This window comes from Leclercia adecarboxylata, from assembly GCF_035787115.1.
Classification (GTDB): domain Bacteria; phylum Pseudomonadota; class Gammaproteobacteria; order Enterobacterales; family Enterobacteriaceae; genus Enterobacter; species Enterobacter adecarboxylatus_E.
On sequence record NZ_JALKTL010000001.1, the window covers coordinates 653,389 to 672,345 of the forward strand.

Consider the following 18,957-nt stretch of genomic DNA (forward strand, 5'->3'; position numbering starts at 1 on the left):
AGTCGCTACTGGGTTGCAGGCAAAAAAAAGCCGACTTATTTAAGTCGGCGTCGTACGAATCAATTTTGCTATGCAGTAATTCAAAAAAGGAAGTAAGACAATATGGAGCGCAACGCCCATCGCTTGACGTTGCATTCACCTGCGGGAGAGATATTGCACCTTATGGGTAAATCGTTTTTTGACTTCGCTCAATTAAAATGGCGTTTTAAGAAACTTACGACGCTGAAAAAATTTAAATTTACAACCATTTACTGCGATGCAAGCACCATGCAACACCACCAATCAAAACCACTAACATGATGCAAAACAGTGAAAAACCAAAACGGAAATCGCCGCCGGGGATCCCGCCGAGGTTGACGCCAAACAGACCGGTGAGGAAGGTGCTGGGTAAAAAGACCATCGCCATCAACGACATGGTGTAGGTTCGGCGGGAAAGTGACTCCTGCATCACCTGGGCTATTTCATCCGTCATGACCGCCGTTCGGGCGATACAGGCATCTATTTCATCGAGCCCGCGGCCCAGCCGCTCGGCAATATCCTGCATTCTGCGGCGTTGATCGTCGTTCATCCAGGGGAAGCGTTCACTCGCCAGCCGGGCATAGACATCGCGCTGGGGGGCCATATAGCGACGCATAACAATCAGCTGCTTTCGCAGCAGTGCCAGAAAGCCGCGGGGCGGTATTTGCTGATCGATAAGATTGTCTTCCAGGTCGATGATCTTATCGTGCAGCTCTTCGATAAACTCACTGGCGTGATCGGTAAGGGCATCGCAGACGTCCACCAGCCAGCCCCCGCAATCCTGTGGACCAGAACCCTCTTTTAAATCGCCCACGACATCATCGAGCGCCAGCACTTTTCGTTGCCGGGTGGAGACAATCAGCCGTTCGTCCATGTAGAGGCGCATCGCCACCAGCTGATCGGGGCGCTCATCGGTGCTGCCGTTAATACAGCGCAGCGTAATTAATGTCCCCTCACCCATACGGGTGACGCGCGGGCGCAGGCTCTCGCCGGCCAGCGCATCGCGCACATTGTTTGGCAGTAATGGCGTTGAAGCCAGCCAGTGTGCGCTCTCAGGGTGGGTATAGTTCAGATGCAACCAGCAGGGATGCTGCTGATCGATAATATCGTCATCAGTAAGCGGCCTTGCCCCGCCTTTGCCATCCAGTAACCACGCAAAAACTGCGTCAGGAACGTTAACTTCCGATCCTTTAATGCCTTCCACAGCGCCTCCGCCAGTAGCTGTTCTTTGCTGTCAGTCTAGCCACCCCGCCAGCTTAAGCAACACTTTCTCCCGGCATCGCGCTGAATTTATTCATAAAAGAGAGTATTCCGGTAAACTGTGCCCATAAAAAAAGCCTGGCGAACCAGGCTTTCTTATCAGGCACGTGCGGGTAAGGTTCCCCCGTCGTACAACTGGCCAGACGCTGTCGGTTCGAGATGGAAGTTGCGGGTGCGGGTCTGCAGTTCAACAACCTGATTTTTCAACACTGCCGAGGAGCCTGACAGCTCCTCAACCATCACCACATTGCTCTGGGTTACCTGCTCCAGATCGCTCAGCGCCTGGGTGATCTGCGCGATACCCCTTTCCTGCTCGTATGTTGAGGTTGAAATTTCATCCATCAGCTTGCTGACCTGCCCGGAGCCGCTGACGATGTCATGCATGTTCTTTTCAGCCTCTGCGACCACCATTGCTCCCTGACTAACGTTGCTGCTGGTGACGTCGATGAGGGATTTGATATTTTTTGCCGCTTCGGCGCTGCGGTGCGCCAGACCACGCACCTCACCCGCTACGACGGAGAAGCCTTTACCATGATCGCCGGCACGGGCGGCTTCCACGGCCGCATTCAGCGCCAGGATGTTAGTCTGGAACGCGATGCCATCAATCAGCGAGATGATTTCCGTCATCTGCTGGGCGCATTCAGTAATGGAGTGCATGTTGTTGGCAACCTGCCCCATCAGCTCGCCCCCTTTTTTTGCCTGAAGCGTCGCGACACTGGCCTTCTCATTGGCGAGACGGGTGTTATCAGCGGTATTTTTGGTGGTGGCAGCCATCTGTTCCATGCTGGCGGAGGTCTGAATAAGGGAGGCCGACTGCAACTCGGTTTTGGAGGCCAGCGCCGTGCTACGGGCGGCGAGCTGTTCGGAAAGCGTCATTGCGGTCTGAGAGGAAGAGCGGATCTCGCGCACCATCGTAGCGAGATTACTGGACAGCGTGTTGATGCCAGGTATCAGCCGGCCAGCACAATTATTACCGAATTCGGGGATGATGACGCCCAGGTTGCCAGAGACGACCTCTTCGATACTCTTTTTCACCGTATTGATTGGCACAACCAAATATTGGGTCATGTAACCCCACAACAGACCCCATGCGATAACAAATATACAGTTAAGTAAAATTAACAAAAATGTTTGTGGCGCTAAAAATATAACCAGACCATCAATTATCAGAAACACAACTACCAGATAACTCAGAATAAAAGTCCTCACACTAATATTTCTAAGCATAATAGATCCTACAACAGTTTTTTCAAAAGGTAACAACTATATAACATTCACATTTTATTTTTTCATCCTGATTTCGTAATGACAAATTAATTATAATAAATACCCCCTAATTTGCATTAGGGGAAGATTTAACCCCATGCAGGCTAAAGTCAAAGTTTTTTCTAACCAAATCAGTGCAAAACAAAACCTCCGACTCTGCAAACCATTAGCGCTTCTGTTGAACGTTTTATACTTAAGTTGCATACACTTTCAGAAGATTGTTATTTAGCCATGCTTAAATAACGCAGCATCTGTCATATACTTCTCTTTTATTGAAAATATCATTAATGTTTTCTCAACATCGATCCGATACTGAATTAAACAGATAGCTCCGTGCAGCGGCGGCTAATAAAACTGTTCCAGCTGGTAAAATTAATACGAAATTCACACGCATATCACAAAAAATTCCTGCCCGATCCGATGAAGTAGAGTATGTTTCAAAGAAGCCCACGCATGCCGCTCCGTCGTGGCCCTCTGATATTTGACGTGCCGTTAAATGAGACTGACCTATGTCGCCTTCAGGGTTTGATGCGCTGAATATGCTTAAAACGCCCGTATGGTTGGTATCCCCGGTAACGGAGGATGTGCTTTTCGCCAATACGGCAGCCAAAATGATTATGCAGGATGCGACACTGGACATTCTGCGTAAAGGTCTTTGCTCGGCCCATGCACAGGCGGTGCTTGCGATGTATGTGCCCGATTTGAGAGCCCGACATGAGATCGTCGAAGTCTGGAGCGTGCAGGTGGATCGTCAGCAGACCAGCCTCACCTGTCGACTCTCGCTGGCCGTTTTTGACACGCTTGGTGAGGTGATTGTCTTTGAGGGCGTCGCCCGGCAGCCGGTTACGGGTCTCAAAGCCACTCGTTCAGGAACCTATCAGCGCAAGAAACAGGGCTTCTATGCCCGCTTTTTCCAGACCAACAGTGCGCCGATGCTGTTAATCGATCCTGCCCGGGATGGCCTGCTTGTGGACGCCAATCTCGCGGCCCTCAATTTTTATGGCTATACCCATGAGGAGATGTGCAGCAAGCACACCTGGGAGATCAATACGCTGGGACGTAATATCATGCCGGTGATGATGGAGATCGCACGCCTGCCGGGCGGCCATAAACCGCTCAACTTTGTCCATCGCCTTGCCGACGGTTCTACCCGGCACGTACAGACCTATGCCGGCCCCATTGAGATCTACGGGGATAAACTGATGCTCTGCATTATTCATGACATTACCGAGCAAAAACGACTTGAGCAGGAGCTTGAGCACGCCGCGCTGCGCGACTCGCTCACTGGCCTGCTCAATCGCAGTCAGTTTTACCACCTCACCAATCAAATCTCAGCGAACCAACTCCCGGCGCAGCAGGAGTTCAGCCTGCTGCTGGTGGATACAGACTATTTTAAGCGCATCAACGATGTCTTTGGTCATCAGAAAGGTGACGAGGTGTTGATCGCTCTCGCACGGATGCTTGAAAGCTGTAGTCGTAAAGACGATTACGTGTTCCGCTGGGGCGGCGAGGAATTTGTCCTGCTGCTGCCCCGTACGTCACTGGATGCGGCAATGCAGATCGCAGAGACCCTGCGCACGGCCATCGCGCGCATTGCCATCCCCGGTCTGCCCCGCTTTACTGTAAGTATTGGCGTAGCGCGGCATAACCCGGATGAGAGCATCGACGATCTGTTTAAACGCGTCGACGATGCGTTGTATCGCGCAAAGAATGATGGCCGTAACAAAGTGCTGGCGGCATGACAACGCCTGTCGGCATCATCTGTATTCCAATTTATTCCTTGAGGAGTGGTTATGATGAGCAAGAAGATTCTGATGCTGGTCGGGGATTACGCTGAGGATTATGAAACCATGGTGCCTTTTCAGGCTCTGCAAATGATTGGTCATCAGGTTGATGCCGTCTGCCCTGACAAAGCCAAAGGCGACTATATCATGACGGCGATCCATGATTTTGACGGTGCTCAGACCTACAGTGAGAAACCGGGTCACCGCTTTGTTCTGAACGCCGATTTTACTGCGGCGAAAGAGGCGGATTACGACGCCCTGTTAATTCCCGGCGGCCGGGCGCCGGAATATCTGCGCCTCAATGAGAAGGTGCTTGAACTGGTGCGGGCTTTTGACAAGGCGGGTAAACCTATTGCAGCTGTTTGTCACGGCCCACAGCTGCTGGCCGCCGCGGGCATCCTGAAAGGACGCACCTGTAGCGCCTATCCTGCCTGCGCGCCGGAAGTGCGGCTCAGCGGTGGAGAGTACGCCGATATCGGCATCGACCAGGCGCACGTCGACGGCAATCTGGTGACCGCCCCCGCCTGGCCTGCCCATCCGCAATGGCTGGCGAAATTTGCAGAGGTACTGCAACGGTAAGAGCTAAACAGAGCTGGCTATTCGGCGGGATAGTGTTTGAGCGCAGCATAAGAGGCGATTAATTGTTGCAGATGCTGTTCAACCTGATTCTGCAGGATAGCGTTGCTGGCTTGCCCTGCAGAGATCAGGGAAAGCTGGCGAAGCTGCTCCTCCGCCGGAACGGTACGGTTAAGCGACTGCTGCACGGCGAAAACCACAGATTTGAGTTCGCTGACGGTCATGTATTTTCCTTTCTGTTCGTCCAGCGCGTTGAGCCGGGCCGCCAGTTGCTCAAGCTGCGTTATCCCCTGATGCCAGCCAGCCAGACTCTCTGGCCTCAGGGTGATAGCAACCTTTTGCTGTTGCCACTGCTGCGCCAGCTGTGCTCCCTGCTCAGGCCAGAGCCGGCGCGCCTGCTGCACCAGATTATCGCCATAGCTTAACGCCCAGTCAGGCTTTAATGTAATTAACCCAGCCAGTTGCTGCCGGGTCTGACTCATTCCCTGCAGCGCTGACTGGGGGGATTGCCGCAGCGACTGGAGTTGCGCGCCAGAAAGCGTGGCGGGCAAGGGAGCAAGCGTTGCCGTATGCTCTCCCTGCGCCGGGTCTGGCCGGTGAATCGTCTGCCATCCCAGGAGAAGGCCCCCGCCCAGCACAAGCATGGTCAGCGCTCCGGCGGCGAAAGGTTTCCATGGCTTTGCGGGCGGCATGACTGCCGACGGGGTTTCTGGATGTATGGGAAGATCAATTCTGATGCATTCTGTCGGTTTGCTTAAGGTTTCAACCGGTACGCTATCGCAGACAGGATGCTTGTTACCTCTCTCTTCGCACGTTCCCAGCCGCACCGCCGCGCTACGCAGATGTGCACGCAGGGTATCGAGCTGGCTGATATAGATAGCATCAAGACGTTCTAATGCTTCGTCCAGCACGCGCAGCTGATCCTCCGCCAGTTTGAGTTGATCGGCGTCAGCGTGCGTCAGGTCCAGGGTGCGCAACACCCTTTGCAGCCGTTTGCTGAGCGTGTTAAGGATCTCCTTTCGGGCATGCACTGGCTGCGGCCACAGATTGCCCCACTCACGGATGACCAGCGCAGCCACAACATCCAGTCCTTCGTTCAGTCCATGCAGGCCAGCCAGCTGTGCGCGAGCAAGGGTAACCAGACAGCGGAAAAGGAATCTGAAAGTCCAATGTCAGGCAGATCGGTAGCCAGCGTCACTTTCACAGGAAGTTCCGCTGGAAGCTGGTAAAGCGTATCCGTTACGCCTTTGAGCAGTATGAGTAAGACTTCTTCAGCCAGAGGCTTGCTTTCAGGGAGATAGTTGATTTTTCTGACAAGACCGTACTGCTGTGGTAGTTCATTGTGAAGGCATCCAACCGTTATTTTATCGGGTAGAAAAATACAACTGTCATTAATTGCAAGATACCTACCAGCCCATGCTTCCCATTGTTTCTGTGCATATTCAGCTTCTTTTTTTAGAAAATCATGCTCGTCAACCTCTTTCCCCCATCGCCATCCTCTCAGACAAAGAATAAACAGCCATATCCCTGACGGTAAAAGAGAAACCAGCCAGATATTTATTGCTGAGAGTGTTTTCACCATTCCGGAAGCGTGGGTTATAAATAATATAATCCCAATGATTACCATCAGGATGCCGGTCATAAACCACAGTATCCAGGAAGGTTTGGATGGCAATTCAGCTGCTATAGTTTGCGTTCTTCTCCAGCCCATAAATTATCCTATTGCACACTCTGGTGCGCTGGAGATCACCTGACATCCACACAGACATTTACAGCCATCCACTACAATAGCTTTGCCGTCAGAGAACCATTCCGGTGAACCTTCAATGATGGGGTTGGTACCATGGAATGGTATGGGACAACTCACCATATCGCCAATCAGGGCAACTTTTTTGCCGTTTACAATCATGGTTGATGATGCTGAAATAACTTTCCCACCGTGAGTTGTTTTATCACCGAGTAAAACTAAACCTTTAGACATGCTAATTACCTTTGATACATAAAAAGAAAAATCAGATGATTATTAAAAACAATTCAACACAATAATCTTACGTGGTGATATAAATTGCTCTTCGCTGTTTTTCATCATTTATTATTAGCATTAAAATCAATGAGATCGATATTTATATCACATGATACAGATGTAGTAAAAAGTAAAGTCATCCCTGTTCCCCCAGCAACTCCTGAATAGCTGTCATGTGGATCGCATTTATTATTAATTATGTATTTTACACCGACCAGTAACTTTCCGGAATCATCAGTTAATTTATATCCTCCGCCATAAGGGTAGTTGTTGTGGACTGGAGTTACTTCAATGTTTTCCTTTTGCACATCCCCTTTAACGATAAAGGAACCTTTAAACAACTCCTTAGTATATTTTGCTATTATTTTATCTTTTGAATTCTGATAAAAATGAAATGCAACTGGCTTATTGATTACATCATGCCCATGAAAATCAACAAGCACATACTCAGCACTTGATGGGTAAACTGACAAATCAATTCCTGAGAGGGTAATTTCAGTTTTGTTTCCATATATCGAAAACACAATAATAATTAAAGCCACTATAAAAACAACAAAAAACAGTTTAGTTTTCATGCAATGCCACGACCTTTTTATGGAGCCATTATTTAGAATTTCATTTTGCACTAATTATTACGTGGGCATTCCTCACTTTTAATAAACCACTCCACTTTTGTTTGTTTTTATAACCACGACTAAAATTAGTAATGTTTTAAGCGTGTCTGGTTTATCTGCTGAAACGCTCTCTACCGGCGGAAGATTGTCAGCAAGATCCGTGTCAATTAACGTCCCATCGGCAAAACGCACCGCCAGACGAGTGGCATTCAACCTGGAGAGCGCAAGCGCGCCCTCGTCGAACTCAGCGCACAGCACACCCCATGGGTGTGCCAGCGCCATCCTTGAGACAGTCTCAGCCACATGCGCATCCCAGCGAGCCTGCTGCTGGAACTGCTGGGGAGCCAGAAAAGCCCCGTCATTCCATAACGGGCGGTATATCTTCATTGGAACTCCCGCGCCTTACGCTTTCGCCTTCGGCATCTGGCTGACCAGAGACAGATTCACGTCCATGCCTTCAACCTGGAAGTGCGGTACCGCATACAGCTTCACGCGGAAGAAGCCCGGGTTGTCTTCGATATCTTCCACCACCACTTTCGCGTCACGCAGCGGATGGGATGCCTGCAGCTCGTCGCCCGGATCGGTCATCTCAGTGACCAGGCCGCGCACCCAGGTATTAAGCTCCAGCTCCAGCAGGCGGCGATCTTTGGTGGTACCGATGTTCTCGCGCTGGATCAGCTTCAGGTAGTGAGCGATGCGGGAGAGCAGGAAAATATAGGGCAGACGAGCATTGATACGGCTGTTAGCGGTGGCATCTGCGGTATCGTAAAGTGCCGGTTTCTGGGTTGAGTTCGCTGAGAAGAAGCAGGCGTAGTCGCGGTTTTTGTAGTACGACAGCGGGATAAAACCGAGATTCGCAAATTCGAATTCGCGGGTTTCGGGGATCATCACTTCAGACGGGATCTTCACCTGATTGCCGGTACCGAGATCGTACAGGTGGATCGGCAGGTCTTTTACTGCGCCACCGGCCTGCGGGCCGCGGATCTGTACGCACCAGCCGTTGTTAATAAAGCTCTTCACCATGTTAGAGGCAAAGGCGAAGGAGGCGCTGGTCCAGAGGTACTTTTCGTGATCCGGACCTTTTACCTGCTCAACGTAGTTGAAGCTGCGCACCGGCACGGTGTCCGGGCCATACGGCAGGCGACCAAGCACGCGCGGCATCACCAGCCCGATATAGCGTGAGTCGTCGGTGTCGCGAAAAGATTTCCATTTGATGTACTCGGCACGGTCAAAATAGTTGCCGATGTCCTTAATTGCGGCCACCTCTTCCATCGACTCTTTGAGGAAGAATTTTGGTCCGACAGAGGCAATAAACGGCATATGCGCCGCGGCAGAAACTTTGGAAATATTGCGCAGCAGCGCCACGTCCTGAGGGCTGGCGTCAAACTCATAAGCGGAAATCACCGAGCCAATCGGCTCGCCGCCCGGCGTGTCGTACTCAGCGGTGTAGGTGTGCCAGTAAAGTCCGCTCTGGATAAGCTCCGGTGCATCCTCAAAGTCCTGGCGAAGGGCGTCTTTGGAAACATCCAGAATTTCTGTTTTCACGTTCTGGCGATAATCAGTGTTGTCGACCAGCTGTTTCAGACCGCGCCATAAGGACTCTACCTTCTGGAACTCCTGATGGTGCATCACCGCATCCAGCTGGCGGCTGATTTGAAAATCGAGCTCAGCGATGTGGTGATCGATCAGCGTTTTATCGAGCTTATCCACCTGCTGGCCCGATTTACGGATACAGTCCATAAATACCTGCATGGCGGCCGTCAGTCGTTCACCCGCTGATGCATCAGCCAGCGCGGCGTCGTCAAGAAAGTCATTAATATCGCCCAGGCTGGATGCCGGGGTCAGGTTGATTTTTTCAAACAGAGAGGCATAAACGCCCTCTTTTTCCAGTACCGTTGTTTGCCCTTGTGCAGAGCCAGTTTCAGTATTTAAAGACATCAGCATATTCCCGGTTAATCCATTAAAAAACGCATCCACATATTATTTTGGGGCAAGCGCACTCATTTCGTCGCGTAATTCCTGAGACAATGCCGGATCCTTAAGAATTTTCTCGAGCTCTTTTCTGAAAGTGGCGTTATCAAGCAGGTTGGATTTGAGGTCGCGTAATAAATTACGCATCGCCAGCATCGCGCGAAGTTGAGGGATTTGACGGGCTACCTGTTCAGGTTCGAAATCCTTCATGCAGGAGAACCGGAGCCGAATGTTTTCTTCTTCGCCGTCGCCAGCAAGCGTATTAAGGACAGCCAGATTTATCTCGGGGTTGAACTCAGAAAGCACGCTGTCGAAGTTATTTTTATTAACGTTGATTTTCTCCCGCTCGGATAACACACGGGATTCCTTGCCATTACTGAAATCACCAACCGTAAGAATTTTAAGCGGTAATTCAACTTTCTTCTGCGCGCCTCCGGTGTGCAGAGCCAGTTTTAAATTTATTCGTGCCTTAGGCACTTCATTCTGAAACGAATCAGCCATAGCGGTCCCTTTTCCTTAAGGAATAGTTGTCGAGTAAAATCATGTTTATTGACGACCGGATAGTAGAACAAATAATTACACTGGATCAACTAACTATTGCTCCAGACTTAGCGTTTATCCATACGATCACCTTTAATTTTAATTGCAAGTACCATTACCTGACCTGAACATATTGAAAATACAACCCATCGCGCAAATAGATAAAAATAAATGCCGCATGGATTTGTATATTATATTTATTTTAAATAAGCTTTGTAATACAGATCAATGCTAATTATGAATCGAATAAAATATAGAATACCAAAAAAAATGGCGCTGAAAGCAGCGCCATTTTTGGGGTGAGCAGAGGTGGCTGTAATTTAGCGATCAATGCTTCTCAATATACATTGTTCGGCTGTAAGCCACGTCCTCCGGATTGTTGATCGGATACCCTTTTACCCAGGGCTTGATTAGACGCCCGTTGGTGTACTGGTAGATCGGTGCAATAGGCGCTTTTTCCGCAATGATTTTTTCTGCCGTATTGTAATCGGCATTGCGGGCCTTCTCTGTGGTCTCCAGCGACGCCTGATTAATCACCTTGTCATAGGCCGGATCGTTGAAACGAGAGATGTTGCCGGTATGCGTCGAGGTCAGCAGCGAGAGGAAGGTTGACGGTTCATTGTAATCGCCGACCCAGGAGGCGCGGATCACATCGAAATTGCCGGTATTGCGGCTGTCGATATAGGTTTTCCACTCCTGGTTCTGCAGCTTCACATCGACACCCAGGTTCTTTTTCCACATCGACGCCACCGCGATAGCGATCTTCTGGTGGTTCTCCGAGGTGTTGTACAAAAGCGTCAGTTTCAGCGGCTTCTGCGCATTGTAGCCAGCCGCCTGCAATAGCGTTTTGGCCTGGGCGTTCATCTCCTCCTGGCTCATCTGCTCAAAAGGCGATGGATCCGGAGTAAAGCCTGCGGTCACGTCCGGTGTAAAGTGCCACGCCGGTTTTTCCCCGGTGCCCAACACTTTTTCAGCCATGATCCGCCGGTCGATGGTCATGCTGAGCGCCAGCCGCACTCGGGCGTCCGCCGTCGGACCCTTCTGCGTATTGAAGGCATAATAGTAGGTGCCCAGCTGCGGCGGAGTGTAAACCTGGCCGGGGATATCTTTCAGCAGCTTCTGGTAGAGGTTTTTCGGGAAGGATTCAGTGATATCGATATCGTCAGCCAGGTAGCGTTTGGTAGCGGACGACTCCTGGTTAATCGGGATAAAGGTGACCTTCTGCAGTACCGTCTTGTCGTTGTCCCAGTAATGACTGTTGCGCTCAACCACCAGCTTTTCGTTAACCACCCGGTCTTTCAGGGTGTAGGCGCCATTACCTACCAGTGCGCCAGGACGGGTCCACTCCGCGCTGCTCTCCACATTGGCTTTTTGTACCGGGTAGAAAGCAAAGCTCGCCGTCAGGTTGGCGAACCACGGCAGCGGCTTGTCGAGCTGGACCCGCAGCGTACGGTTATCCACCGCCGTTACGCCGAGCTTATCCGGCGTTGCCTTGCCGTCGATAATCGCCTGGGCGTTGCCTATCCCGGCCAGCGCTGCAAACCAGGCGAAAGGCGAGGTCGTTTTTGGATCGACCAGTCGCTGCCAGCTGTAGACAAAATCCTGGGCGGTGACGGGGGTACCGTCAGACCATTGCGCGTTCTCGCGCAGGGTGAAGGTCCAGACGCGGTTATCATTACTTTGCCAGCGCGTTGCAACGCCTGGAACCAGTTCACCTTTTTCATTCTGATTCACGAGACCTTCGAACAGATCGCGGATCACCTGGATCTCAGGCAGCCCTACCGCTTTAGCGGGATCAAGCGAGGCAGGTTCATCTTTAATATGACGCACCAGCTCCTGCTTTGGCGCCAGTGTCGTCCCGGCAGGAACATCCGCGGCAAAAGCATAAGAAGAGAGGCCAGACAACCACAAGGCAGAACAAACCAGCGAAACCGGATGCTTCATGAGATCCCCTTTGAAATGATGGGTAACGAGCAGATGCGTAATTATTTGTTTCAGAACAGGGAAATGCAAACAACTTCCGTCGGAAAGTTGATATCTGCCGGTATTAGTGCGCGGCTGAAACCATTTGATTAACCGTGTGTTTTGCACAACACTGCCAGTAATACAACATTGATTCAGGAACATCTATGTCACTTACCCGCCCAAGAACGGAACGTGGCGCTTTTCCGCCGGGAACCGAACATTATGGCCGCTCAGTCCTCGGCGCGCCTTTAATCTGGTTCCCTGCCCCGCAGGCCGATCGTAACAGTGGCCTGATCCTTGCCGGAACCCACGGGGATGAAAATTCATCGATTGTCACTCTCTCCTGCGCGCTACGCACGCTGGCGCCGGGGCTGCGTCGCCATCATGTGGTATTAACCGTGAACCCGGATGGCTGCCAGCTAGGGTTGCGCGCCAATGCCCGGGGTGTGGATTTGAACCGTAACTTTCCGGCCGCCAACTGGCGGGCAGGTGAGACGGTCTACCGATGGAACAGTGCCGCTGAAGACCGGGATGTGGTGTTACTGACGGGTGAGAAGTCCGGTTCCGAGCCAGAAACCCAGGCGCTCTGTAATCTGATCCACAAGCTGCATCCAGCCTGGGTTGTTTCGTTTCACGATCCGCTGGCCTGTATTGAAGATCCCGCCCACAGCGCCCTTGGTCGCTGGCTGGCTGACGCCTTCTCACTGCCGCTGGTCACCAGCGTCGGCTATGAGACCCCAGGCTCGTTCGGCAGCTGGTGTGCCGATTTGAGCCTGCACTGCATCACCGCCGAATTCCCGCCGATCTCCTCTGACGAGGCGAGCGAGAAATACCTGAAAGCGATGACCGATCTGCTGCGCTGGGAACCTCAGAGATGAACAACGCCGGTGCTGTAGTGCAGCGCCGGGGAGACATCCACTGCCAGCCAGGTTGGGCCGTCGAGATCGGCAAACGTCACCTCATTTGCCAGCGGCAGCGCGGCGCCAATCGCCCGCGAGGTGCAGAGCATACAGCCGAGCATCAGTGAAAAGCCGAGCTGGCGCGCCTCAGCGGCCAGCGCCAGCGCTTCGGTGAAGCCGCCCGTTTTATCCAGCTTGAGATTCACCATGTCGTAGCGCCCCTGCAAAGTCGGCAGACTCTCCCTCGTGTGGCAACTTTCATCCGCGCAGATCGGCAGCGGGTGGATAAAGTTCATCAGCGCAGCGTCATCCCCCGCTGGCAGAGGCTGTTCCAGCATAGCGATATTGAGATCCGCCAGCAGCTGACAGCGGGCGGCCAGCCCTTCGCTGCGCCAGGATTCATTGGCGTCGACGATCAGCGTCGCCTCCGGCACGGCGGTGCGAATGGCCACCATCCGTTCGCTGATGAGGTGATCGTCCAGCTTCACCTTCAGCAGGCGCGCCCCGGCGTCATACAGCGCTTTAGCGCTGGCAGCCATCTGCCCGGGCTCGCCGATCACCACCGTCTGTGCCGTTACGACCGATTGCGGTAAAGTCACGCCTGCCAGCGCCGCCAGCGTGATCCCCTGCTGACGCGCGGCCAGATCCCACAGCGCGCAATCTATGGCATTGCGCGCCGCCCCCGCAGGTAACAGCCTCTGCAGCGCTTCCCGGGTAAGACCGCGTTCCAGCTCCGGCGCCAGGGTCATGATTTGCGCCATCACCGAAGCAATGCTTTCGCCATAGCGGGGATAAGGCGTACATTCTCCCACCCCTTTGACACCCTCTTCTTCTATTTCGACCACCACCACACGGGCCTCGCTCCGGGTTCCCCGGGAAATAACAAAGGGCGTATGCAGTGGCCAGGCTTCTTCATAAACCTTGAGGGTTCTCATCACTCACTCCTGTATAGCGGCTTCGCGTAAATAGGGTTTGCTGTGCTATCGGCTGATGTCATACACTAACGGCGACGTTAACTATATGTAAACAGGAAGATAACTATGTCACAACTCGTTCATTTCCAGGGCAACCCGGTTTCTGTTGCAGGATCCATTCCTCAGAAAGGCAGCAAAGCGCAGGCGTTTACGCTCGTGGCAAAAGATCTGTCTGACGTCGTGCTGAGCCAGTTTGCCGGCAAGCGTAAAGTGCTGAACATTTTCCCAAGCATCGATACCGGCGTATGCGCGGCATCCGTGCGTAAATTCAACCAACTGGCGACCGAAATGGACAACACCGTTGTGCTGTGCATTTCCGCCGACCTGCCGTTCGCGCAGTCCCGTTTCTGCGGCGCTGAAGGTCTGAGCAACGTCATTACCCTGTCTACCCTTCGTAACCCAGGCTTCCTGGAGCAGTACGGCGTAGGCATCTCCGAAGGCGCTCTGAAGGGCCTGGCCGCGCGCGCGGTTGTGGTGATTGACGAAAACGACACCGTCGTATTCAGCCACCTGGTGAATGAAATCACCACCGAGCCGGACTATGCTGCCGCACTGGAAGCGCTGAAAGCGTAACCAAAAAAAGAAGCCTCCACACACGGAGGCTTTTTTATTTTTACTCCTCACCCTTCTTCTGGCTCAGACCATACTCGCGCAATTTGTTGGCGATAGCGGTGTGTGATACGCCCAGTCGTTTCGCCAGCTTGCGGGTGCTGGGGTAGTTGCGATACAGCTGCGTCAACACCGAGCGTTCGAAGCGGCTGGTGATATCATCCAGCGATCCTTCCATCGCCTCTTCACCTACCGCCACCGTTCCGGCGTCGTAATCCGGCAGTAAGATATCCTGCGGGCGTAGTTCGTAGCCATCAAGCTGGGTCAGCGCACGATAAATCGCATTTTTTAGCTGGCGGATATTCCCCGGCCAGCCGTAGCGGGTGAGCACCGTATTGAGATCCGCCGAAAACTTAGGACGCGGGATGCCCTGCTCATCGGCAAAGCGAGCCACAAAGAGCTCGGTCAGCGGCATAATGTCCTGCGGGCAATCGCGCAGCGGCGGGATATTCAGGGTCAGAACGTTCAGGCGATAATAGAGATCTTCGCGGAACACCCCCTTTTGCACCAGCTCAACCAGGTTCTTCTGGGTAGCGCAGATGACGCGCACGTCCACATGCACCTCATGATCTTCCCCCACCCGACGGAAGGTGCCATCGTTGAGGAAACGCAGCAGTTTAGCCTGCATGCGTGGCGACATTTCGCCAATTTCGTCCAGCAATACCGAGCCGCCGTTGGCCTGCTCAAAGAAGCCTTTTTTGCCTTCTGGCGCGTGACCAAACAGCTCGCTTTCAACGGCATCTTCCGGGATGGAGGCGCAGTTCAGCGCCAGATAAGGTTTGGTCGCGCGCGGCCCCGCCTGATGCACCGCATGGGCGAGCAGATCTTTGCCGGTGCCGGTATCGCCGGTAATCAGCAGCGGCGCGGAGAGGTTCGCCAGCTTACGCGCCTGATCCACCACATGACGCATTTTCGGGCTGACGGCAATAATCTGGCTAAAGGCGCCCATATCCTGGCTCGACAGGTTTTGCAGCTGACGTCCCATGCGTACCGTCGAGCGCAGCATGATCACTGAACCGGTCAGGGTTCTGTCATCGTTGTCACCCTGCAGATAGACCGGGGTGATCTCCATCAGAAAGTTCTGGCCGTTGATGATCACATGCTCGCTATGGGTCGAGCGCGGATTGCTTTCGAGCCACCGCTGGAAATTGAAGCCGGGGATCAGCTGGGCAGCGTTGTGGTTGCTCAGTTTTTCCGGCTCCTGGGCAAACAGCTGGCAGCTCGCCTGATTTGCCCGGTCGATCTTGCCTTTCAGATCCAGGGATAAAAAGGGTTCAGGCATCGCTTCCAGCAGCGCGCTCAGGGCCAGATGCTCACGCTCGGAGGGCATCCAGGGCACGGTGCGCACATCCGTAACGCCAGCGATACGGCGGATTTCAGCCATTAAGCTGCTGAATGTATCAAAGGCAATTTCAGCAAAGTTCAGGTAAATCTTCCCGATTGGGTCAATCTCAATTCCGCGCAGGTCAATACTCCGTAAAACAAGGAGATCGAGCAGCTCGCGGGTCAGGCCGAGACGGTCCTTACAAAATACTTCCAGACGCATGGGAAAATCACTCTTTAAGCCATTAACCCTGAAATGATAAGCCAGATATCCGCAATCGGGAAGATGGCTGTCAACAAATATTGACAGCCTGTGAGCGCGATGACGGAATTTTGTGCGAGGCAGAGGCGCTATTGCGGTTTTTTATTGAGGGTATCTTTCAGCTGGCCGATTAATTCCCGACGAAAATCACCCAGGCGAGGTTTATCGTTCTCTGTCCACGGCAGAGGACGGCACAGTTCCATCGCTTTGATCCCGAGCCGCGCGGTCAGAAGTCCTGCGCCAATACCCTGGGCCGCACGAGCCGAGAGCCGTGCAGCCAGATCCTGCGACATCCAGTCCATGCCCACTTCACGCACCAGTTCACTGGCCCCGGCAAACGCCATATTCAGCAGCACCAGGCGGAACAGGCGCAGGCGGCTGTAATAGCCCAGCTCAATGCCGTAAAGCGTGGCGATACGGTTGATCAGGCGCAGATTGCGCCAGGCGATAAAGGCCATATCCACCAGCGCCAGTGGGCTGACGGCGATCATCAACGTTGATTCTGCCGCCGAACGACTGATCTCCCGACGCGCCTGGCTGTCCAGCACTGGCTGCACCAGATGGGCATACAGCGAGACCACTTCCCTGTCGTTTTGCGTTTCATGGATAGCCGCGTACCAGCGCTGCAGCGCCGGATGAGACTGATCGAGCCCGGCCTGGCTGGCCAGTTTTTCACAGAACGCCCGCCCTTTACCGTTGCCGTGGCTGTGGAGCAGATCCCGGGCCTCATCACGCTCGTGCGCCCGCTGGCGCAGCCGCCATAAACGACGCCATTCGGTGGCGATGGATCCCACGCCTGCGCCAACGATCAGCGCGCCTGCCGCGCATCCCCCCAGCGCCACCCAGTCCTGGGTTTGCCAGGCGTTGATTGCCCACTGGACGCCTTGCCCTACCACCGTAACGCCCGCCAGCAGCAGGCCCGCGCTGACCATTTTGCGCCACAGGCTGCGTTTCGGTCGCAGCGCGGCCTCAACAACGGCTTCGGCTTGCCCTTCTTCAGCAGGAAGCATATCGGTAATTACCGGGGCGAAGTTCCCGGCCTGGGAGTCATTAAAGGTTTGTGCCGCTTTGAAGGCTTCGCGATCCTCCTCTTCCAGAGTACCGGTAAAATCCATTCGCGGTTTTAAGGGTTCGGTCATCGCAATTTATCTCCAATTAAAAACTCCAGCGCGGCATCAAGGCGAATGTGCGGCAGCGGCTGGTCAACATTCATGGTCTGCGGGCGGAAGTCTTCAAACTGGAAGCCCTGCTTTTGCCAGAATGCCTGGCCAGGCAGCCGGGCGGGCACTTCGCCAGGGTAGACCGTCAGCGGGGCACCATCGCTCAGACGGTGGCCGCGCAGCGCCGGGATCTTATCGCCATTAACGTCAATCAGGCCGCTCTGGGTAGCCTGCACCGAGGCCAGCCCCAGGCAGTCCATGCTGATCCCCTCAAATGCGGCATTTTGCCAGGCGTCCTGCACCAGCTGTTGTAAGAGCGACACCATATTAGCGTGCTGATCCACCGTGACGTGATCCGCCTTAGTGGCGGCAAACAGCAGCTTGTCGATCACCGGAGAAAACAACCGACGAAACAGCGTGCGCTGCCCGTAGTGGAAGCTCTGCATCAGCTGGGTGAGCGCGAGGCGCATGTCGTTGAACGCCTGCGGCCCGCTGTTGAGCGGTTGCAGGCAATCCACCAGCACGATCTGGCGGTCGAAGCGTAAAAAGTGGTTGGTGTAGAAGCCCTTCACCACTTTTTCGCAATAATAGTTGAAGCGCTCACGCAGCATCCCGGCATTGGAGTGTTTGTCCGCCTGAGCAAGCTTTGATTCGCCGAAGGCGTCCACGTCCGGCCAGGGGAAGAATTGCAGCGCCGGGGCGCCCGCCATGTCTCCCGGCAGCACAAAGCGGCCCGGCTGGATGAAGTGCAGCCCCTCTTTCTTACATTGATGCAGATAGTCGGTCCAGGCTTCGGCGATGGCCGCCAGCCGGTTTTCGTCGGCGGGCGCCAGCGGATCCAGCCCCTCACACAGCGACCGCCAGCGGGCTGACCACTCCGCGCGTTGCCCCTGTAACAACCCGGTCATTTGCCGCGACCAGCTCAGATAATCCTGGGTCAGCATCGGCAGATCCAGCAGCCATTCACCGGGATAATCGACAATTTCCAGATAGAGGGTAGAGGTCTCTTTGAAGTGGCGCAGAAGCGAATCATTAGAGCGATAACGCAGCGCCAGACGGATTTCGCTTACGCCACGGGTTGGCGTCGGCCATGTGGGCGGGGAGCCATACAGCTGGGCCAGCCCTTCGTCATAGGTAAAACGGGGAATACCGAAATCGCGCTGGGGCACACGCTTCACGCCGAGCAGACGCTCTTCGCGCACCGCACTCAGCAACGGTAAACGCGCCCCGGCATGGATGTTAAGAAGTTGATTGACCATTGCGGTGATAAAGGCGGTTTTACCGCTGCGGCTCAGTCCGGTCACCGCCAGGCGTAAATGACGGTCAACCCCACGATTAACCAGAGAATTGAGTTCGTTTTTAAGTCGCTTCATCGCCATCCTGTTCTGCCTGAAGGAATTATTGTTGTGAGAAATATGACATGGGGACAGAGAGAAAGGAATAAAAGCAGCGCAACGGCGCGTCCTCTGTTGCGCCGTTGCAGCCTATTTCAGTTTACTGGAGAGCCGGTTCGCCAGCTTCTTCAGCATCGGCTCCAGGGCGACAGCCAGCAACATTCTTACCGGCTTGCGGGCGACCGATTTTATCGCCCATCCTGCCACGCCCGCCGGGCCGTAACGCAGTGCGGTCAGTAATACCAGCTTCCCTGCGATCTTCAGGCCTGGCTTAACGCGCTGCCCGGTCTGTTGCCAGCGTTGATTCATAGTAGTTCTC

Annotated in this window: 18 protein-coding genes and 1 pseudogene; 4 read left to right on the forward strand and 15 right to left on the reverse strand. The window is 53.7% G+C overall.

The annotated features are described in order from the left end of the window. Positions 1–238 precede the first annotated feature (238 nt). Together zntB and MXM41_RS03045 are read right to left on the reverse strand one after the other, a co-directional pair. Positions 239–1,222 carry a zinc transporter ZntB gene (zntB, locus tag MXM41_RS03040; RefSeq protein WP_325929825.1) on the reverse strand — a complete coding sequence of 328 codons (984 nt, stop codon included), beginning with the start codon at positions 1,220–1,222 and terminating at the stop codon, positions 239–241. Positions 1,223–1,377: 155 nt separating this feature from the next. Further along, positions 1,378–2,346, reverse strand: coding sequence for a methyl-accepting chemotaxis protein (locus tag MXM41_RS03045; protein ID WP_325929827.1), 969 nt, complete (start codon positions 2,344–2,346; stop codon positions 1,378–1,380). A 707-nt stretch (positions 2,347–3,053) separates the two neighbouring features. On the opposite strand from MXM41_RS03045, the gene MXM41_RS03050 reads away from it, so the two are divergent. Further along, on the forward strand, positions 3,054–4,286 hold the full coding sequence (locus MXM41_RS03050) for a sensor domain-containing diguanylate cyclase (protein ID WP_325929828.1): 1,233 nt from the start codon (positions 3,054–3,056) through the stop codon (positions 4,284–4,286). Between the two features lie 54 nt (positions 4,287–4,340). Beyond that, positions 4,341–4,907: a DJ-1/PfpI family protein gene (locus MXM41_RS03055; protein WP_325930839.1), complete on the forward strand. Its 567-nt coding sequence runs from the start codon at positions 4,341–4,343 to the stop codon at positions 4,905–4,907. A 17-nt stretch (positions 4,908–4,924) separates the two neighbouring features. On the opposite strand, the gene MXM41_RS03060 is transcribed toward MXM41_RS03055, so the two are convergent. The 8 genes and pseudogenes from MXM41_RS03060 to MXM41_RS03095 all read right to left on the reverse strand — a co-directional run bounded on the left by MXM41_RS03060 (position 4,925) and on the right by MXM41_RS03095 (position 11,996). Further along, positions 4,925–5,983 (reverse strand): VasL domain-containing protein, encoded by a 1,059-nt coding sequence (locus MXM41_RS03060; protein WP_325929829.1) that lies wholly within the window; start codon positions 5,981–5,983, stop codon positions 4,925–4,927. Positions 5,984–6,000: 17 nt separating this feature from the next. Then, entirely contained in the window at positions 6,001–6,546 is a 546-nt protein-coding gene (locus MXM41_RS03065) for a hypothetical protein (RefSeq protein ID WP_325929830.1), read from the reverse strand. A 72-nt stretch (positions 6,547–6,618) separates the two neighbouring features. After that, the gene (locus MXM41_RS03070; protein ID WP_325929831.1) at positions 6,619–6,885 is read right to left on the reverse strand and encodes a PAAR domain-containing protein; all 267 of its coding nucleotides are present in this window, start codon (positions 6,883–6,885) and stop codon (positions 6,619–6,621) included. Between the two features lie 104 nt (positions 6,886–6,989). Beyond that, positions 6,990–7,502 carry a hypothetical protein gene (locus tag MXM41_RS03075; RefSeq protein ID WP_325929832.1) on the reverse strand — a complete coding sequence of 171 codons (513 nt, stop codon included), beginning with the start codon at positions 7,500–7,502 and terminating at the stop codon, positions 6,990–6,992. Positions 7,503–7,622: 120 nt separating this feature from the next. Continuing rightward, positions 7,623–7,928: pseudogene (tssK, locus tag MXM41_RS03080) on the reverse strand (type VI secretion system baseplate subunit TssK); the annotation flags it as partial. Between the two features lie 15 nt (positions 7,929–7,943). Continuing rightward, the gene (gene tssC, locus MXM41_RS03085; RefSeq protein WP_418936760.1) at positions 7,944–9,485 is read right to left on the reverse strand and encodes a type VI secretion system contractile sheath large subunit; all 1,542 of its coding nucleotides are present in this window, start codon (positions 9,483–9,485) and stop codon (positions 7,944–7,946) included. A gap of 36 nt (positions 9,486–9,521) precedes the next feature. Then, complete coding sequence (tssB, locus tag MXM41_RS03090; protein ID WP_325929835.1) at positions 9,522–10,013, reverse strand: type VI secretion system contractile sheath small subunit; 492 nt, start codon at positions 10,011–10,013, stop codon at positions 9,522–9,524. A 366-nt stretch (positions 10,014–10,379) separates the two neighbouring features. After that, positions 10,380–11,996, reverse strand: coding sequence for a peptide ABC transporter substrate-binding protein (locus MXM41_RS03095; protein WP_325929836.1), 1,617 nt, complete (start codon positions 11,994–11,996; stop codon positions 10,380–10,382). Between the two features lie 185 nt (positions 11,997–12,181). On the opposite strand from MXM41_RS03095, the gene mpaA reads away from it, so the two are divergent. Next, positions 12,182–12,895, forward strand: coding sequence for a murein tripeptide amidase MpaA (gene mpaA, locus MXM41_RS03100; RefSeq protein WP_325929837.1), 714 nt, complete (start codon positions 12,182–12,184; stop codon positions 12,893–12,895). Here the strand turns inward: mpaA and ycjG are convergent. Then, the gene (gene ycjG / locus MXM41_RS03105) at positions 12,886–13,851 is read right to left on the reverse strand and encodes an L-Ala-D/L-Glu epimerase (RefSeq protein ID WP_325929838.1); all 966 of its coding nucleotides are present in this window, start codon (positions 13,849–13,851) and stop codon (positions 12,886–12,888) included. The genes mpaA and ycjG overlap by 10 nt on opposite strands. Before the next feature lie 105 nt (positions 13,852–13,956). Between ycjG and tpx the strand changes: the two genes are divergently transcribed. Beyond that, positions 13,957–14,463 (forward strand): thiol peroxidase, encoded by a 507-nt coding sequence (gene tpx / locus MXM41_RS03110; RefSeq protein WP_325929840.1) that lies wholly within the window; start codon positions 13,957–13,959, stop codon positions 14,461–14,463. Positions 14,464–14,503: 40 nt separating this feature from the next. On the opposite strand, the gene tyrR is transcribed toward tpx, so the two are convergent. The 4 genes from tyrR to pspD all read right to left on the reverse strand — a co-directional run bounded on the left by tyrR (position 14,504) and on the right by pspD (position 18,947). Next, positions 14,504–16,045, reverse strand: coding sequence for a transcriptional regulator TyrR (gene tyrR / locus MXM41_RS03115; RefSeq protein WP_325929842.1), 1,542 nt, complete (start codon positions 16,043–16,045; stop codon positions 14,504–14,506). Between the two features lie 128 nt (positions 16,046–16,173). Then, a complete protein-coding gene (locus MXM41_RS03120) occupies positions 16,174–17,223 on the reverse strand; it encodes a YcjF family protein (RefSeq protein WP_325929843.1) in 1,050 nt (349 codons plus the stop codon). After that, on the reverse strand, positions 17,220–18,617 hold the full coding sequence (locus tag MXM41_RS03125; RefSeq protein WP_325929844.1) for a YcjX family protein: 1,398 nt from the start codon (positions 18,615–18,617) through the stop codon (positions 17,220–17,222). Before MXM41_RS03125 ends, MXM41_RS03120 begins: the two co-directional genes overlap by 4 nt. A gap of 111 nt (positions 18,618–18,728) precedes the next feature. Beyond that, positions 18,729–18,947 (reverse strand): phage shock protein PspD, encoded by a 219-nt coding sequence (pspD, locus tag MXM41_RS03130; protein WP_325929845.1) that lies wholly within the window; start codon positions 18,945–18,947, stop codon positions 18,729–18,731. Positions 18,948–18,957 lie beyond the last annotated feature (10 nt).

Excerpts from the sequence above, each read along its gene's own strand:
- ycjG (WP_325929838.1), bottom strand. The coding sequence starts at position 13,851 with ATGAGAACCCTCAAGGTTTATGAAGAAGCCTGGCCACTGCATACGCCC.
- pspD (WP_325929845.1), bottom strand. The coding sequence starts at position 18,947 with ATGAATCAACGCTGGCAACAGACCGGGCAGCGCGTTAAGCCAGGCCTG.
- MXM41_RS03065 (WP_325929830.1), bottom strand. The coding sequence starts at position 6,546 with ATGACCGGCATCCTGATGGTAATCATTGGGATTATATTATTTATAACC.
- tssC (WP_418936760.1), bottom strand. The coding sequence starts at position 9,485 with ATGCTGATGTCTTTAAATACTGAAACTGGCTCTGCACAAGGGCAAACA.
- MXM41_RS03095 (WP_325929836.1), bottom strand. The coding sequence starts at position 11,996 with ATGAAGCATCCGGTTTCGCTGGTTTGTTCTGCCTTGTGGTTGTCTGGC.
- MXM41_RS03120 (WP_325929843.1), bottom strand. The coding sequence starts at position 17,223 with ATGACCGAACCCTTAAAACCGCGAATGGATTTTACCGGTACTCTGGAA.
- MXM41_RS03045 (WP_325929827.1), bottom strand. The coding sequence starts at position 2,346 with ATGACCCAATATTTGGTTGTGCCAATCAATACGGTGAAAAAGAGTATC.
- MXM41_RS03050 (WP_325929828.1), top strand. The coding sequence starts at position 3,054 with ATGTCGCCTTCAGGGTTTGATGCGCTGAATATGCTTAAAACGCCCGTA.
- MXM41_RS03125 (WP_325929844.1), bottom strand. The coding sequence starts at position 18,617 with ATGAAGCGACTTAAAAACGAACTCAATTCTCTGGTTAATCGTGGGGTT.
- MXM41_RS03075 (WP_325929832.1), bottom strand. The coding sequence starts at position 7,502 with ATGAAAACTAAACTGTTTTTTGTTGTTTTTATAGTGGCTTTAATTATT.
- tssB (WP_325929835.1), bottom strand. The coding sequence starts at position 10,013 with ATGGCTGATTCGTTTCAGAATGAAGTGCCTAAGGCACGAATAAATTTA.
- MXM41_RS03070 (WP_325929831.1), bottom strand. The coding sequence starts at position 6,885 with ATGTCTAAAGGTTTAGTTTTACTCGGTGATAAAACAACTCACGGTGGG.
- tyrR (WP_325929842.1), bottom strand. The coding sequence starts at position 16,045 with ATGCGTCTGGAAGTATTTTGTAAGGACCGTCTCGGCCTGACCCGCGAG.
- mpaA (WP_325929837.1), top strand. The coding sequence starts at position 12,182 with ATGTCACTTACCCGCCCAAGAACGGAACGTGGCGCTTTTCCGCCGGGA.
- tpx (WP_325929840.1), top strand. The coding sequence starts at position 13,957 with ATGTCACAACTCGTTCATTTCCAGGGCAACCCGGTTTCTGTTGCAGGA.
- MXM41_RS03055 (WP_325930839.1), top strand. The coding sequence starts at position 4,341 with ATGAGCAAGAAGATTCTGATGCTGGTCGGGGATTACGCTGAGGATTAT.